This is a genomic window from Actinoplanes sp. NPDC051343 (assembly GCF_044455125.1).
GTDB lineage: Bacteria > Actinomycetota > Actinomycetes > Mycobacteriales > Micromonosporaceae > Actinoplanes.
Map to the genome: position 1 here is coordinate 163,258 of NZ_JBITEL010000017.1, position 16,396 is coordinate 179,653.

Sequence of the window (16,396 nt, forward strand, 5' to 3'; positions counted from 1 at the left end):
CTCGTGCCCGACCGGGCATTTCCGGCGTACGGGTGACCCGGATGCATTGTCGGACATCGATAGACGTGAAAGTCTGCAGGCATGCGCATCCCTCTCCGGTCCCTCGTCGTTCTCGGGACTGCCATCGTTGTCATCGCCTCGGCGGGCGTTGCCCAGGCGGCGCCGGCGAAGGTTGGTTTCGCGAGTAACCACGCCTCCGCAGCCGCCCTCGACTCGTACTGGACCGCGGCGCGGATCAGCGCCGCGCAGCCGATGCCGGCGCCCGCCGGGCGGTCCGCGACCGCCGGCCTGGCGGCGCCGCTGAAGGCCGGTAAGCCGCACTTCGTGCACGCGACGGAGCCGACCGTGCCGCACACGCTGGCCAGTGAGTGGATCACCAACGGGCGATTGTTCTTCACCAACCCGGGCGTCGGCGACTACGTCTGCTCGGCCAACGTGATCGCGGCCGGCAACCGGGACGTGATCGCCACCGCGCGGCACTGCGTGATGGACATCGGCAGCGGCAGGACGTACACGAACTTCCGGTTCGCGCCCGCCTACAACCGGGGGAACGCGCCCTACGGATGGTGGAACTGGCGCTCGATGGGGTGGCGGGCTGACGACACCTCGCCCGGCGGCGACAACGCGTTCATCGTGCTGGCGACCGGCGGCAACTCCGGCGCCCACGTGCAGGACGTCGTCGGCGGCTCCGGCGGCGGCTTCAACTGGGCCACCGGCAGCTACGCCCACGCGATCGGCCTGCCCGCTTCGGTGGACTACGCGGTGTGGTGCGAGGGGCAGCCGTACGACGGGCCGTCGGGCGGCGTGCAGATCCCGAACTGCAACGGGCTCTCGGGCGGGGCGAGCGGCGGCTCGTTCATCGTGAACTACCAGGCCGACGGGTCGGCCGTGCAGACCGCGAGCTACTTCGGCTCCTGGGGTGACTCGTACTTCGCGTACTGGCGGGACGTGACGTACCAGGTCTACCTCGGAGCGGCGAACGCCTGAGGGAGCGCGACCACGGTTCCGGCGTGCCGGGACCGTTCGGCCGCCCACACCACCTGATGACTGGCCAGACTGGTCGCGGCGTCCGAGCTGAGCAGCCCCGGGTCGTTCGCCGCGACCGCGGCCAGGAACGTGTCGGTCAGCGTCTCGTCGGCGTCGGTGTGATCGGCCTCCAGGTCGCCCGGGCCGCCGGTGTCGATGATCTCCTCCGAGCCCGTACGGAAGTCGACCAGCCGCAGCTGCGAGCCGTCACCCTCGAGGTAGCCGTGGGTGCCGAAGAGCCGGGTCTTGCGCAGCTCGAACGGGCTGAACGCGGTCATGGTGAACGAGCAGGTCGCGCCGTCGGCGAATTCCATGCTGACGACCTGGTGGTCGACCGCGTCGTTGTCGCTCGCGTACACGCAGCGGCCGTACGGTCCGTCGCGCAGCGCGGCCCGTACGCCGGCCTCGGTGTGGTCGCTGGTGACTGCCGAGAGCGGCCAGAACTCCCGCTCGGGGTCGCCGAGGCATCCGAGGTAGAGCCGGGGAGCGGAATAGGGGCAGCTGGGTTCGAGCGGGCAGTCCAGGCACCGGTCCGCGGCCGAAGCGGGCCGTGACGACGGGCGGAAGTGCGAGAGCCGGCCGAACGAGCTGACCCGGGCCACCGGCCGGTCGACGAGGTGCATGAGCCAGTCGATGTCGTGGCACGCCTTGGCCAGCAGCATGGACGAGGACGTGCGGCTGTTGCTCCACTCGCCGCGGACGAACGAGTGCGCCTGGTGCCACCATCCGACCGGTTCGAGGTGCTGCACGCTGACCAGCGTGCCGATCCGGCCGTCGTCCAGCAGCCGTTTCAGCGTCCGGGAGTACGACGTGTAGCGGAGCACGTGGCAGAGCGCGAAGATCACCTTGTTCCGCTGGACGGCCTCGGTGATGCGGACCGCCTCCTGTTCGGTCGGCGCCATCGGCTTCTCGAGCATCAGGTGGTAGCCGAGGTCGGCCAGCGCGACCGCCGGGCCGGTGTGCGCCCGGTCGGGGGTGGCGACGATTGCCGCGTCGGCGAGCCGGCCCGCCGCGGCCAGCTCGCGCCAGTCGCGGAACACCGCGCTCTCGTCGAGACCGAACTCGGCCGCGAAACGCTCCCGGCGACCGGGGTCCGGCTCGGCGACCGCCACCGGACGCCCGGCGCCGGTGGCGACCGCGTGCCGGGCATAGCGCTGGCCGCGGAGGCCCGCTCCCACAACAGCTAGGCTGACTTGGTTCACACCGGTCTCACTTTCTATGCTCTCCATAATTAGTAGCAGGATTTTCAAGGGGGCGGAATGGCCGAGGCCATCGCCGGCGGCGATCTCTCGCGGCTCCGGCAGCTGAACACGCAGAGTGCCCTGCGACTACTGCGCGGCGCCGGTGCGATGACGCTCACCGAGCTGTCCAAGCGCACCGGGCTCTCCCGGGCGTCGACCGAGGACGTCGTCGACGACCTGCTGGCCCAGCGGTGGGTGGTCGAGGAGCCGCCGGTCGCCGGGGCGATGGGCCGGCCCGCGCGCCGGTTCCGGTTCCGCAGCGACGCCGCCCACGCGCTCGGCGTCGACATCGGCGGCCATCGGGTGCGCGCGGTGATCACCGATCTCGACGGCACGGTCCTCGGCCGTGCTCAGGGCGAGGTCGACGCGGACGCGGGCCGCGACCGCCGCCTGGCGGTCGCCGACGATGTCGTCGCGGAGTGCCTGCGGGCCAGTGGGTTGACCACCGGTCAGCTGTGGGGCGCCGGGGTCGGCAGCAGCGGGCTGATCGATCCGACCGGCAAGGTCGTGCTGTCGGTCGACATCCCGGAGTGGACCGGGCTGGGCCTGGCCGACCACTTCGGCGCCCGGCTCGGCGTGCCGGTGCTGGCCGACAACGACGGGCGGCTGGCGGCCCTGGCCGAGCGGTGGCGCGGGGTGGCCCGCTACGCCGAGGACTTCGTCTACCTGTTGGCCGGCCTGCGCACCGGGCTCGGGCTGGTGATCGGGGGCCGGCTGCACCGCGGCTTCGGGGGAGCGGCCGGCGAGATCGGCGCGCTGCCGGCCGCGGGGTGGATCCGGGCCCAGGAGCATCTGCGCCGGGGTGGTGCGGAGGCGGGCGACCTGTTCGCGGCGGCCCGGGCCGGCGACCGGGGGTCGCTTGCCGCGGTCCGCCGCTATGTGCGCGATCTGTCGGTGGGCACCGCCGCCCTGGTGCTCACGCTCGATCCTCAGATGGTGGTGCTGGGCGGCGGCTTCTCCCGATCGGCCGACCTGCTGCTCGACCTGCTGCGCCGTGAGCTCGACAAACAGTGCATCCGGACGCCGGAGGTGCTGGCGTCCCAGCTGGGCGACGAGAGCGTGGCGCTCGGGGCGGTCCGGCTCGCCCTGGACGATGTCGAACTCCGTCTCTTCGGAATCCGTCCTTGACAAACTTTCCATGGAGACCATAAATAGTTTTCAACCTGACGGCACGATTGAGCCGGCGTGGAAGGAAACTGCTGATGGCACGGTTCCGACGTGCGGCGCTCGCCCTGGCGGGCACGGCCGCCCTGCTGATGGCCGCTGCGGCCTGCGGCAACGATGACTCCGGAAGTGGCGACCCGAACGCCAAGGTGACGCTGTCGTACGCGATCTGGGACAAGAGCCAGATCGCGGCGATGCAGCAACTGGCCTCGGCCTTTACCAAGGAAAACCCGAATATCAATGTCGACGTCCAGCTGACCCCGTGGGAGACCTACTGGACGAAGCTGAAGGCGGCAGCGACCGGGGGAGCGGCGCCCGACGTCTTCTGGATGAACGGCCCCAACTTCCGGCTCTACGCGACGAACGGGGTGCTGGCCCCGCTCGACGCCTTCGACACGAACAACTACCCGAAGTCGCTGGTCGATCTCTACACCGTCGACGGCAAGCACTACGGGATCCCGAAGGACATCGACACCGTCGGCCTCTGGTACAACAAGTCGCTGTTCGACGCGGCCGGCGTGAAATATCCGGACGACACCTGGACCTGGGACACGTTCAAGGCTGCGGCGGCCGGACTCACCGACAAGGCCAAGGGCCAGTACGCGATCGCCGCCAACCTCACCTCGGCCCAGGAGTACCAGTACAACACCATCTACCAGGCCGGCGGCTACGTGATCTCGCCGGACGGCAAGACCTCCGGCTACGCCGACCCGGGCACCGTGCAGGGGCTGAAGTTCTGGACCGACCTGATCGGGGCGGGCCAGTCGCCGGACCTCAAGACGATGACCGACACCGCGCCGATCAACCTGTTCGAGTCGGGCAAGACCGCGATGTACTACGGCGGCTCGTGGGACGCGGCCGAGTTCACCACCAACTCGTACACCAGGTCGAAGGTCGACGCGGCGGTGCTGCCCAAGGGGGTCAAGCGGGCCACGATCATCCACGGCCTGGCCGATGTCATCGCCGCGAAGACGCCGCACAAGGCCCAGGCCTGGAAGTTCGTGCAGTACCTGGGGTCCAGGGAGGCGGCCGACGTCGTGGGCAGGGCCGGCGTGATCCCGGCGTTCAACGGCAGCCAGCAGGCGTGGGTGCGGGCGCACCCGGAGATGCACCTGCAGTCGTTCCTCGACGAGCTGAACTACGCGGTGCCGTACCCGGTGTCGCGCGACACCGCCGCGTGGAACGAGCTCGAGACCACCTATCTCACGCCGGCCTGGAACCAGAAGGAGGACGTGTCCTCGGCGGCCACGAAACTCGCTTCGGCCATGAACGCCGCACTCGCCAAGGAGTAGCGGCGTGGCCACCGACTCCGTCGTCGAGACGAAGGGGATCGCGGAGCAGGGCTCCGCGGTCCCGGCCCGCCGGCGCCGGGTCCGCCGGGGCGAGGCCCTCTGGGGGTACGCGCTGATCGCGCCCACCGGACTCGGGCTGCTCGTCTTCTACCTCTGGCCGGTGCTGCAGACCGGATATCTCTCGTTCACCCACTCGGGGCCGTTCGGCGGCGCGGCCCAGTGGACCGGGCTGGCGAACTACCGCGAGCTGATCGGAGACCCCGAGGTCGGACGCGCGCTGCGTAACACCGTCGCGTACACGTTCCTGGGTCTGATCGGCGTGCCGATCGCCGTGTTCTTCGCGGCGCTGCTGAGCCGGCCCGGCCTGCGGGGTGTCGCGGTCTACCGCGCGCTGTTCTTCCTGCCGGTGGTCACCACGCCGGTCGCCGTCGCGATGATCTGGCGCTGGCTCTACAACGGCGACTTCGGCGTCATCAATTACCTGCTGTCGCTGGTCGGCGTCCACGGCCCGCACTGGATCGCCGATTCGCGGACCGCGCTCTACGCCATGGTGATCGTCGGAATCTGGATGGGGCTGGGCTACAACCTGGTGATCTTCGTGGCCGGCATCCAGGCGATCCCGCGGCACTACTACGAGGCGGCCGAGCTCGACGGGGCCGGCCCCGTTCAGCAGTTCTTCCGCATCACCGTGCCGCTGCTCTCGCCGACCGTCTTCTTCGTCTCGGTGGTCTCGGTGATCGGTTCGCTGCAGCTGTTCGACCTCGTCTACGTGCTGATGGGCGGCTCCGACCAGAGCTCGCGGACCAACCCCGCGTTCGGAAACACCGAGACGATCGTCTACCTGTTCTATGCCAAGGCGTTCCAGACCAACGACAAGGGCTACGGTGCCGCGATCGCGATGCTGCTGCTGGTCATCATCGTGGTGCTGACCGCGGTGCAGTTCCGGCTCCAGAGGCGGTGGGTGACCTATGCGTAGGCCGGGCTCGCGGCTCACCCACGCGCTGCTCACGCTGGGCGCGATCGGGATGGTCGCCCCGTTCGTCTGGCAGTTCCTGACCTCGCTCAAGACGCTGCCGCATGCCACCCACGTACCGCCGACCCTCGTGCCCGACGGTCGCTGGAGCAACTATTCGCAGATCTTCGATCTGCTCCCCTTCGGGGAGCAGTTTCTCAACACCCTGGTGATGACGGCCGCCCGCAGCCTCGGCCAGGTGATCTTCTGCGCCATGGCCGCGTACGCGTTCGCCCGCCTGCGTTTCCCGGGCCGCACGTTCCTGTTCGGTCTCTTCCTGTCGGTGCTGATGGTGCCGCCGCAGCTGTTCATCATCCCGCAGTACGAGATCATCTCGAAGCTGGGCTGGCTCAACAGCCTGCCCGCCCTGATCGTGCCCGGCCTGTTCAGCGCGTTCGGCACGTTCCTGCTGCGGCAGTTCTTCCTCGGGCTTCCGGCCGAGCTCGACGAGGCGGCCCGCCTGGACGGCGCCAACCCGTTGCGCATCTGGTGGTCGGTGATGATGCCGCTCGCCCGGCCGGGGCTGGTCGCGCTCGGCATTCTCACCACGATCTGGTCGTGGAACGACTTCTTCTGGCCGCTGGTGGTCAACAACGACCCGGAGAAGATGACGCTGTCGGCCGGGCTGGCCTCGTTGCAGGGCCAGTTCATGACCGACTACCCGGTGCTGATGGCCGGGTCGCTGCTCGCGTCGCTGCCGGTCATCGCGGTGTTCGTGGTGATGCAGCGGCAGTTCGTCCAGGGGATCGCCTTCACCGGTACCAAGGGCTGATTTTCGTGCCCGACACATCGATACATGGAGATGCTTCGAGAGGACTGTCATGCGAAGATCCGTCATCCTCGCCGCCGCCGTCGCCGTCCTGGCCGTCGGTGCCGGCATCAGTGCGACGTCGGCCTCGGCCGCGGCCACCACTCAGCACATCGCCGTGCCGGCCTACTTCAACCCCAGTGGCAGCACCTACTGGACCCAGCTCGCCCAGTCCGCGCCCGCGGTCGGCGTGGCGATCGCGAACCCGAACAACGGGCCCGGCACCGCGTTCGACCAGGGCTACGCCAACGCGATCCGGGCGGCGGCCGACGCCGGCGTCCGCGTCATCGGCTACGTCGACACCGGCTACTTCGGTACGACCGGGCGGACGACCCGCAACGGGCAGACCACCACGGCGGCCTGGACCACCCAGTCCGAGGGCGACGTGGCGACCTGGTATTCCTTGTACGGCTTCTACGGTCTGGGTGGCATCTTCTTCGACGACGGCCTGGCCGACTGCGCGCACGTCGGGCTCTACCAGGCGGTCAACACCTACACCAAGCAGAACCACGCCGGGGCGTACACAGTGGACAACCCCGGCACGGCGGCCGAGCAGTGCTACGCCGACGCGGCCGACACGATCGTGATGTTCGAGGGCTCGTACGCCTCGTACACGGGCTGGAGCGCCCCGGCCTGGGAGCTCGGCTACGCCGATCCGAACAAGTTCTACCACCTCGTGTACGCCACACCGTCGCAGGCCAACGAGGCCAACGCGATGACCCTCAGCAAGCAGCGCAACGCGGGCTACGTCTACGTCACCCCGGACGACCTGCCCAACCCGTGGGACACCCTGCCGACCGGCAGCTACTGGTCGGACGAGCTGACGCGGGCGGGCGGCACCGGCCCGGGCGGCGGCACCACCACTCCGCCGCCGGTCGGCAGCTGCGCCTCGGCGCCCGGATCGGGGGCGGTCACCGCGATCTCGGCGTGCCGGGACACCACGTCGCTGCGCTTCAAGGCGACCTACAACACGGCGGTGAGCCTGCACCACGTCTACCTGAACACCGACAACAACGCGGCCACCGGCTTCCAGTTGCCGTCCCCGTCGCCGTCCCGCCTGGGCGCCGACTACATGATCGAGAACAACATCCTCTATCGCAGCCTGTCGTCCGGCTGGAGCTGGGCGGCGGTCGGCGGCGTCAGCCCGGGCATGACGGTCAGCGGGTCGACGTACTCGTGGACGGTGCCGCTGAGCGCCCTGCCCGGCCTCGCCGCCACGCAGCAGGCGGTCTTCAACGGCAACACCGTCTACACCGGCGTCCTCACGTACGGTCAGTAGTGTGAATGCGCGCTAGCCGAATAGAGGGCAGCGGCGCCAGCGAAACGGCGAGGCCGTGCCCCCGGCCTCGCCGTTCCGCCCGATCTCGCCGGGGCCGTCAGGCTGGGACCTTGGGCTGCGAGATCGCCGGGGTTCCGGCGCCGCCGGACAGGTGCCGGAGGTACGCCGGCAGCGTGAGGAACTCCGGGCAGGTACGTTCCGTGAGCAGCACCGTCAGGAGGGTGCGGGCCTGGCCGAAGAGCCGGGCGGCGTCCTCGTCCAGTGCGCCGGTCTCGCTGAGTACGTCCACTTCCTCGCGTAGCATGCGGGTGACCAGGGCCGCGCTGACCGGCACGCCGTAGTCGGTCGGTGTGCCGGTGGCGATCCACTGCCAGAGCTGGGCGCGGCAGATCTCGGCCGTTGCGGCGTCCTCCATCAGGCCGTTGAGGGCGACCGCCCCGCGACCGCTCAGCCAGGCCGCGATGTAACGCAGCGCGACACTGGCGTTGGTGCGCAGAGCGACCTCACTGACCTGGACGCCTACCGTCTTCACGTCGAGCAGTTCGGCGGCGGTGACCTGGACGTCGTCGCGCCGGCGGACGATCTGGTGGGGTTCGGTGCCGAGCCACTGGTCGAAGACCTCGCGGCAGGTCTCGACCAGGCCCGGGTGGGCGACCCAGGAGCCGTCGAAGCCGTCGCCGACCTCGCGGCGCTTGTCCTGGCGGACCTGGTTGAGGGCACGCTTCGCGGCCACCGGCTCGCGCGACGGCACGACTGCGGCCATCCCGCCGATCGCGTGGGCGCCGCGCCGATGGCAGGTTTTCACCAGCAGTTCGGTGTACGCCCGCATGAACGGCGCCGTCATCGTGACCTGGGAGCGTTCGGGGAGCACGACGTCCGGACGGTTCTTGATCATGCTGAACAGGTAGTCCCAGCGGCCCGCGTTGAGGCCGGCGGAGTGTTCGCGCAGCTCGTAGAGGATCTCGTCCATCTCGAAGGCGGCCGGGATCGTCTCGATGAGGACGGTCGCGCGGATCGTGCCGCGGGGGATGCCGAGTTGCTCCTGCGCGAACACGAACACGTCGTTCCAGAGGCGTGCCTCCAGGTGGGACTCGAGTTTGGGCAGGTAGAAGTAGGGTCCGCTGCCCCGGTCGATCTGGCGTTGCGCGCAGTGGAAGAAGTAGAGGCCGAAGTCGAAGAGGGAGGCCGAGACGGCGCGGCCGCCGATCCGCAGATGGGCTTCGGGGAGGTGCCAGCCGCGCGGCCGCACCATGATCGTCGGGAGTTCCTCGCCGATCTCATAACGCTTGCCGTCCGGCGCCGTGTAGTCGAGGGTGCCGTCCAGCGCGTTGCGCAGCCAGAGCTGACCCTCGACCACGTTCTGCCACGTCGGGGAAAGGGCGTCCTCGAAGTCGGCCATCCAGACCTTCGCGCCCGAGTTGAGGGCGTTTATCGTCATCTTGCGTTCGGGCGGTCCGGTGATCTCGACCCGGCGGTCGATCAGGCCGGGCGCGGGCGCGGCGATCCGCCAGGAGGCATCGTCGCGAACGTGCGCCGTCGACGGCAGAAAGTCCAGATCATCCGTGCGGGCCACCTGGCGCCGGCGACGTCGCTCCAGCAACTGCACCCGGCGCGCGCCGAATTCGCGGTCCAGGGCGACGATGAAGCCGATGGCCTCCGGCGTGAGAACTTCCGGATATTGAAGGCCGACAATGGTCACTGTCTCAGACATCAGAACTGCTCCGATTCCGTGCTGCCGGTCAGGGCGGTCGTCGAACTGTCGGGGTTGAGCGCCGTGGAGACCGCGTCGAAATACCCGGTGCCGACCTCGGCCTGGTGCCTGGTAGCCGTGTAACCGTCGGCCTCGGCCGCGAACTCGGCCTCCTGCAACTTCACGTACGCCGTCATGCCGTTCTCGGCGTAGCCGCGCGCGAGCTCGAACATCGAATGGTTGAGCGCGTGGAAACCGGCCAGCGTGACGAACTGGAACTTGTAGCCCATCGCCCCGAGTTCCTTCTGGAACCGCGCGATGTCGGCGTCGTCGAGGTTGCGCTTCCAGTTGAAGCTGGGCGAACAGTTGTAGGCGAGCATCTTGCCCGGGTGCTCCTTGTGCACGGCCTCGGCGAACTGCCGGGCGAACTCGAGGTCGGGCTTTCCGGTCTCGACCCAGAGAAGGTCGGCGTAATCGGCGTACGCGACGCCGCGCGCGACCGCCGCGGCGGGCCCCGACTTCACCCGGAAGAAGCCTTCGCTGGTCCGCTCGCCGGTGAGGAACGGGCGGTCCCGCTCGTCGACGTCGGTCGTCAGCAGATCGGCGGCGAGGGAATCGGTGCGGGCGATGATGATGCTGGGCACGCCGGCGACGTCCGCCGCGAGGCGGGCGGCGTTGAGCGTACGGATGTGCTGCGAGGTCGGAATCAGCACCTTGCCGCCCAGGTGGCCGCACTTCTTCTCGCTGGCCAGCTGGTCCTCCCAGTGCACGCCCGCCGCGCCGGCCGCGATCATGGCCTTCATCAGCTCGAACGCGTTGAGCGGCCCGCCGAAGCCGGCCTCCGCGTCGGCGACGATCGGGGCCAGCCAGTCCCGCTCGCGCTTACCCTCCGCGGTGTCGATCTGGTCGGCCCGCAGCAGCGCGTTGTTGATGCGCCGGACCACCGACGGTACCGAGTTCGCCGGGTAGAGCGACTGGTCGGGATAGGTGTGCCCGGACAGGTTGGCGTCCGCCGCGACCTGCCAGCCGGACAGGTAGATCGCCTTGAGCCCGGCCCGCACCTGCTGCACGGCCTGACCGCCGGTGAGCGCGCCGAGCGCGTTGATGTAGTCCTCGTTCTGCAGCAGGTCCCACAGTCGCCGGGCACCCCGTTCGGCCAGGGTGTGCCGCTCCTGGACGGTGCCGCGCAGCCGGATCACGTCGTTCGCGGTGTAGCTGCGCTTGACGCCCAGCCACCGCGGATCGCCGGCCCACGTCCGAGTGAGGTCCGACGCGGTACCGCCCCTGACTTCGGTCAGCTGATCAGTCATTGCCCTATCCCCTCTGTTCGAAGAACTCGAGTTTTGCGCATCGAATCCCCGCCCTTGAAGGCGTTTGTGAGCAGAAATTCTGCGTTTCTTCCGCTAGGGTGAAACCCGTGACCGCTTCACAAAGTGTCGATCTCGTGACCCTGGGCCAGCGCCTGCGCCACCTCCGCCGCACCAGGGGCATGACCCTCGAGCAGCTGTCGGCGGCGGTCGGCCGCGCGCCGTCCCAGCTCTCGGTCATCGAGAACGGCAAACGCGAACCCAAGCTGTCGGTGCTCCAGGCGATCGCGGCGGCGCTCGACGTCTCTCTGCAAGACCTTCTGCGGCCCGAGGCGCCTTCGCGCCGGGCCGGCCTCGAGATCGAACTCGCGCATCTGCAGAAGGCGCCGGCCTATCAGGGGCTGGGCCTTCCTTCCGTACGCGCGGGCCGGCGCCTGCCCGCCGACGCGCTCGAGTCGCTGATCGGTCTGCACCGCGAACTGCAGCGGCTCCTGACCGAGCAGAGCGCGACCCCCGAGGTGGCCCGCCGGGCGAACGCCCAGCTGCGGGTCAACATGCGGGAGCGCGACAACTACTTCGCCGAGATCGAACAGGCGGCGGCGAACGTGCTGCGGTCGGTGCGGCACGCCACCGGCCCGCTGTCCCAGCGGGGCATCCTCGACATCGCCGCCCAGCTCGGCTTCACCCTGCACTACGTGAGCGACCTGCCCGGCTCCACCCGCTCGGTGACCGACCTGCGCAACCGCCGCATCTACCTTCCGCAGGTGGCGAGCAACAAAGGCCACGACCCGCGCGCGGTCGTCCTGCAGACCCTGGGCCACTTCGTGCTCGGCCACGCCGACCCGTCCGACTACGGCGACTTCCTGCGGCAGCGCGTCGAGGCCAACTACTTCGCGGCGGCGCTGCTGATGCCGGAGACGTTCGCGGTCGAGTTCCTGCGCGAGGCCAAAGCCGATCGGGCCCTGGCGATCGACGACTTCCGCGACGCGTTCGGCGTGTCCTACGAGACGGCCGCCCACCGGTTCACCAACCTGGCTACCCACCACTTCGGCATCCCGGTCCACTTCACGCGGGTCCACGAGAGCGGCATCGTCTACAAGGCGTACGAGAACGACGGCGTCCAGTTCCCGGCCGACGTGACCGGCGCGATCGAAGGCCAGCCGGTGTGCCGCAAGTGGGCATCCCGCGAGATCTTCCAGGCCGACGACCGATACTCGTCGTTCTACCAGTTCACCGACACCGCGGCCGGCACCTACTGGTGCACCGTCCACATCGAGTCGACCCGCTCGGGCGAGTTCTCGGTGACCGTCGGCACCCCGTTCGAGCACGCCCGCTGGTTCCGGGGCGGCGACACCACCCGGCGTACGGTCTCTCGCTGCCCCGACCCGACGTGCTGCCGGCGCCCGCCGGCCGACCTGGTGTCCCGCTGGTCCGGCAGTGCCTGGCCCTCGGCCCGGGTCCACTCGCACCTGCTGGCGGCCCTGCCGCCGGGCACCTTCCCGGGCGTCGACGCCCAGGACGTCTACGAGTTCCTCGACCGCCGCGCCTGACCGGTTTCGGCCGATCCGCGTACACCGGCCGTCCGACCCGGGGAGAGTCCGCCCCGCGGTCGAACTCCTGCGCCGATGGCGGATCGGCACCCGGGTGCTCCTGCTCAGCGCGGTCGGGCCGGCGCTCGCAGCGGTGCTCGGGGTCACTGCATTCTCCGGGCAGCGCAAGGAGTTCCTCGCGTCCGTGGCCGCGCTGCGCACCGGGTACGCGACCGTCGCGCAGTCCGCGCTGACCGCACCCGAGCAGACCCTGCTCGCCCAGGCCCAGGAGGCGTTCGAGGCGTTCCTCAACATCGACAGCCGCATCGTCGCCGGCTGCCGGGCCGGCACCCCGGCGTCCGTCAAGGCGGCCGACGACCTGGCGTCCGGCGAATCGCTCGACGCGTTCGGCAGGGCATCGGCCGCCACCAGCGACCTCGCCCAGCAGATCCGCGCGGACGGGCTGCGGACCACGCAGGACGCGGAGGCGTCGGAGGTCAAGGAACTGGCCTCGGAAACCGCCCGGGCAACCGCCGACATCGACCAGCGCATCGGCGCGATCCAGGCCGACACCAGCGAGGCGGTGCAGGCGATCGCCCGGATCGCCGAGGTCATCGACCGCATCAACGCCCTGCAGACCACCATCGCCTCGGCGATCGAGGAGCAGACCGCCAGCACCGGCGAGATGAGCCGCAGCGTCAGCGACGTGGCGGCCGGCTCGGCCGGCATCAGCGACGACGTAACCACGGTCGCCGGCGCGGCAACGGCCACCTGCCCGAGTCGGCTCGATCCGCGAGGCCGCCACCGACCTGGCCCGCGTCTCGTCCGACCTCCGCGCCCTGGTCGGCCGCTTCCAATACTGATCGGCTTCCCTCGGTCATTGCCCTCGGCCATTGCTCCGGCGGGCGCTACCGGGAGCTTTCTCCGGGGCGGATCACCAGCGGCGGCGCAGCCAGGTCAGGGAGGCGGTGCCCAGCCTGGTCATCATGGTGACCAGTCGCGGGTCCGTGGTGGGGCCGGCGGCGCCGGCCACGCGGAGGAGGAAGCCCGCGTGCGCCGCCAGGAAGACGTTGACCGCCAAGGGATCCAGGTCCCGGGTCAGCGGGTGGCGGCCGGCCAACCCCTGAGGGTCGATGCCGCTCAGCGAGGCGCTCGACATCAGGGTCAGCGCGTCGCAGTAGGCCGGGCCGATCGCGTGGTGCTGATCGAGCACGGCCGAGGCCCGCCCGTCGGCCAGGCGGATCCGGGCGGCCAGGCCCTCGGAGAAGCCGCCCGGCTGGCTGTCCGCCGCGACGATCTCGCTGCCCAGGGCGTGTCCCAGCGCGGCGGCCACGTGCGGCGGGAGGCCGGACCAGGTGATGCGGTGGCTGCCGGTCATCTGCTCGTACATTCTGTACAGCATGGGGTTTGTCAGCCGGGTGGCCACGCAGGGGGATCTGCCGGCGTTGATGCCGGTCATCGACGCCGCGATCGGCGAGCTGCAGAAGGGGTTTCTGGACGCGGCGCAGATCGAGTCCAGCCGGGCGATCATGGGGCTGGACACCCAGCTGATCGACGACGGGACCTACTTCGTGGTCGAGGAAGCGGGACGCATCGCCGGCTGCGGCGGGTGGAGCCGCCGGGCGACGCTCTACGGCGGTGACCATTCGGCCGGACGGGATGCGGCTCTGCTCGACCCGGAAGTCGAGCCGGCCAAGGTGCGCGCGATGTACACGCATCCCGATTTTGCGCGGCGCGGGGTGGGACGCCTGATTCTCCGGCTCTGCGAACAGGCGGCGAGAAAGGAAGGATTCCGGCGGCTCGACCTGATGGGAACGATGGCCGGCCGCCCACTGTACGAATCGGCCGGATTCCGTGTGGTCGAAGAGCTTACGGATGCGGCCGGTGGCGTACCGGTGCCGCTCGTGCGCATGCGGAAAGCGCTCGGCCCGGAGTAATCTGCGTTCGTGCATCGGAGCCGAATGTCCGTCGTCCTCATCGATGTCCCGCAGGCCGAGGTGCCGGCGGCCGCCGCGTTCTGGTCGGCCGCGCTCGGCGTTCCCGCCCAGCCGGTGGCCGGCGAGGAGCAGTTCACGTCGCTGCCCGGCGCATTGCCCGGGCTCGATCTGGCGATCCAGGCCGTCGACGACCAGGCGCGCTACCACGTCGACATCGAGACCGACGACGTCGACGCCGAGACCGCGCGCCTCGTCGGGCTCGGCGCGGTCGAGATCAACCGGTGGCTCGACTGTCACATCCTGCGGGCACCCGGCGGCCACCTGCTCTGCGTGATCCCGCAGCACAGCGACCCCGCGCTCTTCGACCGGGAGGCCCGCGCCTTCGGCGCTTGACCTCAACCACGATTCAGCTTTTAGGCTCGCGACATGACACGACGGACAGTCCTGGTGACCGGTGCGACGGGCCGGGTCGGCGGCCAGGTCGCTGCGCAACTTGCGCTTTTCCCGACCGTACGCGTGAAGGCCGTGACCCGGCACCCGGCCGTCACCGTTCCCGGGGCCGAAATGGTCGCCGGAGATCTCACCGAACCGGCCTCTCTTGATTTGGCCGACGTCGATGCCGTTTTCCTGGTTTTCCCGTCCGTCGCAGCCGATTTCGCGGCACGCGAACTGATCGCCGCGCTCGCTCCGCGCCCGATCGTCTACCTTTCGGCGCACGGCGCCCATCATTCCGACCGGCCGGACGGCTCAATCATGGGTTCGCACGGTTATCTGGAAGGGCTGATCGCGGCGGCGTCCCCTTACACATTCCTGCGGTCGAGCGGTTTCGCGGCGAACACGCTGGCGTGGGCATCGCAGCTGCAGCATTCGGACACCCTCCGCTGGATTTTCCCGTCCGCGCGCCGCGCGCTGATTCACGAGGCCGATCTGGCGGCGGTGGCGGTGCAGGCGCTGACGTCCGGCGACCACTGGGGACAGGCCTATCACCTGACCGGCCCGGCGCAACTCACGCAGGCCGAACAACTCGCCGTCCTGGGTTCGGTGCTCGAGCGCCCGTTGCGGTTCGAGGAGGTCCCACCGGCCGAGGCGACCTCCCTTTTCCCGCCTGCGCTGGCATCGTCGATCGTCGCCGGTCAATCCCATCTGGTCGACCACCCGGAACCTTTCACCGACGAGGTCGCCCGGCTCACCGGCCGGCCGGCCCTCCCGTACGAATCGTGGGCCCGCGACCACGCGGCCGCGTTCCGGCTACGATCCCCAGACCACCGGGATCAAGGAGTCTGAATGCGCATCGCGGTCCGGCTGGGGCAGGTCCTCACCGTCGTCCTCCTGGCCGTGGCCACCTTCGCGCTCGTACACAGCAACACCTCCCCACAGCCGCAAACCGTGGCCGCCGGCGCCCCGCCGGCGACCGCGGTCGGCCCGGACGGCATCGGCAGGCTCCGGCTCGGCATGACCTTGGAGCAGGCCGACGCCACCGGCGATCTCAAAATCGCCACCCACTGGCTGAACAACGGCTCGACCTGCACCATCGTGGAGCTGGCCGGCGGCGGCTACGCCCACTTCTCCCGCCACCACGGCCTGGCCGTCATTACCGCACCGCCGGCCGCGGCCACGCCCGAGGGCATCCGCGCGGGTGCCACGATCCCGCAGATCGCGGCCGCCTACCCCAAATACCGAAACCCGGAGTTCGGCACCCCAGCCGAACAGGTCCGGCTGTTCGGCGACTTCCTCGCCCCCGTCCCCGGCAACGCCTCCGCCCTGTACGTCTTCTTCTTCACCGCCGGGAGCGACCACTCGGCGTCGCCCACCCTGAAGTACCTGCTGCTGATCCTGAGCAAGCAGGACGGCGAGTGCACCCACGCCGCCGAGTGACTGCCGCTAACCGCAGGCCTCCACCGCCGGCACCGTGCCCGAACCGGAGTTTCTACTCCCAGGCGCCTCAATCTCGGCCGGCTCGGCCCACAACGTCGAGTACCCATGGAATCGAATCGACAGGGGCCTGGGTCCGGACTCAGAGGGCGTCTGATTCACGTATTTTGTGTGTTATGTGATTTGGGGGTCTCGCCAGGTTGGGGTGGTTTCGCCGGTGGCTCGGCGGGTGAGGGTGT

At 69.7% G+C, this 16,396-nt stretch carries 15 protein-coding genes; 11 read left to right on the forward strand and 4 right to left on the reverse strand.

The features are described from left to right. The first annotated feature begins 81 nt into the window (after positions 1-81). Complete coding sequence (locus tag ACIA5C_RS41955) at positions 82-987, forward strand: hypothetical protein (protein ID WP_396065569.1); 906 nt, start codon at positions 82-84, stop codon at positions 985-987. On the opposite strand, the gene ACIA5C_RS41960 is transcribed toward ACIA5C_RS41955, so the two are convergent. Next, positions 963-2,204, reverse strand: coding sequence for a Gfo/Idh/MocA family protein (locus tag ACIA5C_RS41960; protein WP_396065571.1), 1,242 nt, complete (start codon positions 2,202-2,204; stop codon positions 963-965). The genes ACIA5C_RS41955 and ACIA5C_RS41960 overlap by 25 nt on opposite strands. An 81-nt stretch (positions 2,205-2,285) precedes the next feature. On the opposite strand from ACIA5C_RS41960, the gene ACIA5C_RS41965 reads away from it, so the two are divergent. From ACIA5C_RS41965 to ACIA5C_RS41985, 5 genes are all read left to right on the forward strand, one after another. Then, positions 2,286-3,395 (forward strand): ROK family protein, encoded by a 1,110-nt coding sequence (locus ACIA5C_RS41965; protein WP_396065573.1) that lies wholly within the window; start codon positions 2,286-2,288, stop codon positions 3,393-3,395. A gap of 74 nt (positions 3,396-3,469) precedes the next feature. Next, positions 3,470-4,723, forward strand: coding sequence for an ABC transporter substrate-binding protein (locus ACIA5C_RS41970; protein WP_396065575.1), 1,254 nt, complete (start codon positions 3,470-3,472; stop codon positions 4,721-4,723). Positions 4,724-4,727: 4 nt separating this feature from the next. Further along, positions 4,728-5,699 carry a carbohydrate ABC transporter permease gene (locus ACIA5C_RS41975; RefSeq protein WP_396065577.1) on the forward strand — a complete coding sequence of 324 codons (972 nt, stop codon included), beginning with the start codon at positions 4,728-4,730 and terminating at the stop codon, positions 5,697-5,699. Next, on the forward strand, positions 5,692-6,507 hold the full coding sequence (locus tag ACIA5C_RS41980; RefSeq protein WP_396065579.1) for a carbohydrate ABC transporter permease: 816 nt from the start codon (positions 5,692-5,694) through the stop codon (positions 6,505-6,507). Before ACIA5C_RS41975 ends, ACIA5C_RS41980 begins: the two co-directional genes overlap by 8 nt. A gap of 49 nt (positions 6,508-6,556) precedes the next feature. Next, positions 6,557-7,822 carry a spherulation-specific family 4 protein gene (locus ACIA5C_RS41985; protein WP_396065581.1) on the forward strand — a complete coding sequence of 422 codons (1,266 nt, stop codon included), beginning with the start codon at positions 6,557-6,559 and terminating at the stop codon, positions 7,820-7,822. Between the two features lie 97 nt (positions 7,823-7,919). Here ACIA5C_RS41985 and aceB read toward each other — a convergent pair whose 3' ends face one another. Together aceB and aceA are read right to left on the reverse strand one after the other, a co-directional pair. Beyond that, entirely contained in the window at positions 7,920-9,533 is a 1,614-nt protein-coding gene (gene aceB / locus ACIA5C_RS41990; protein WP_396065583.1) for a malate synthase A, read from the reverse strand. Further along, entirely contained in the window at positions 9,533-10,810 is a 1,278-nt protein-coding gene (gene aceA, locus ACIA5C_RS41995; protein WP_396065613.1) for an isocitrate lyase, read from the reverse strand. The genes aceB and aceA overlap by 1 nt, the downstream gene beginning before the upstream one ends. A gap of 119 nt (positions 10,811-10,929) precedes the next feature. On the opposite strand from aceA, the gene ACIA5C_RS42000 reads away from it, so the two are divergent. Further along, positions 10,930-12,369 carry a helix-turn-helix domain-containing protein gene (locus ACIA5C_RS42000; protein WP_396065585.1) on the forward strand — a complete coding sequence of 480 codons (1,440 nt, stop codon included), beginning with the start codon at positions 10,930-10,932 and terminating at the stop codon, positions 12,367-12,369. A 913-nt stretch (positions 12,370-13,282) separates the two neighbouring features. Here ACIA5C_RS42000 and ACIA5C_RS42005 read toward each other — a convergent pair. Then, entirely contained in the window at positions 13,283-13,738 is a 456-nt protein-coding gene (locus tag ACIA5C_RS42005; RefSeq protein WP_396065587.1) for a hypothetical protein, read from the reverse strand. Here ACIA5C_RS42005 and ACIA5C_RS42010 point away from each other — a divergent pair. Genes ACIA5C_RS42010 through ACIA5C_RS42025 form a run of 4 tightly spaced genes read left to right on the forward strand, consistent with a single transcriptional unit; the run spans position 13,707 to position 16,160 of the window. After that, a complete protein-coding gene (locus tag ACIA5C_RS42010; RefSeq protein ID WP_396065589.1) occupies positions 13,707-14,285 on the forward strand; it encodes a GNAT family N-acetyltransferase in 579 nt (192 codons plus the stop codon). The two genes, ACIA5C_RS42005 and ACIA5C_RS42010, sit on opposite strands and share 32 nt — an antisense overlap. A gap of 24 nt (positions 14,286-14,309) precedes the next feature. Continuing rightward, the gene (locus ACIA5C_RS42015) at positions 14,310-14,678 is read left to right on the forward strand and encodes a VOC family protein (protein WP_396065591.1); all 369 of its coding nucleotides are present in this window, start codon (positions 14,310-14,312) and stop codon (positions 14,676-14,678) included. Between the two features lie 33 nt (positions 14,679-14,711). After that, positions 14,712-15,569 carry an SDR family oxidoreductase gene (locus ACIA5C_RS42020; protein ID WP_396065593.1) on the forward strand — a complete coding sequence of 286 codons (858 nt, stop codon included), beginning with the start codon at positions 14,712-14,714 and terminating at the stop codon, positions 15,567-15,569. After that, a complete protein-coding gene (locus ACIA5C_RS42025) occupies positions 15,570-16,160 on the forward strand; it encodes a hypothetical protein (RefSeq protein ID WP_396065595.1) in 591 nt (196 codons plus the stop codon). Positions 16,161-16,396: the final 236 nt, after the last annotated feature.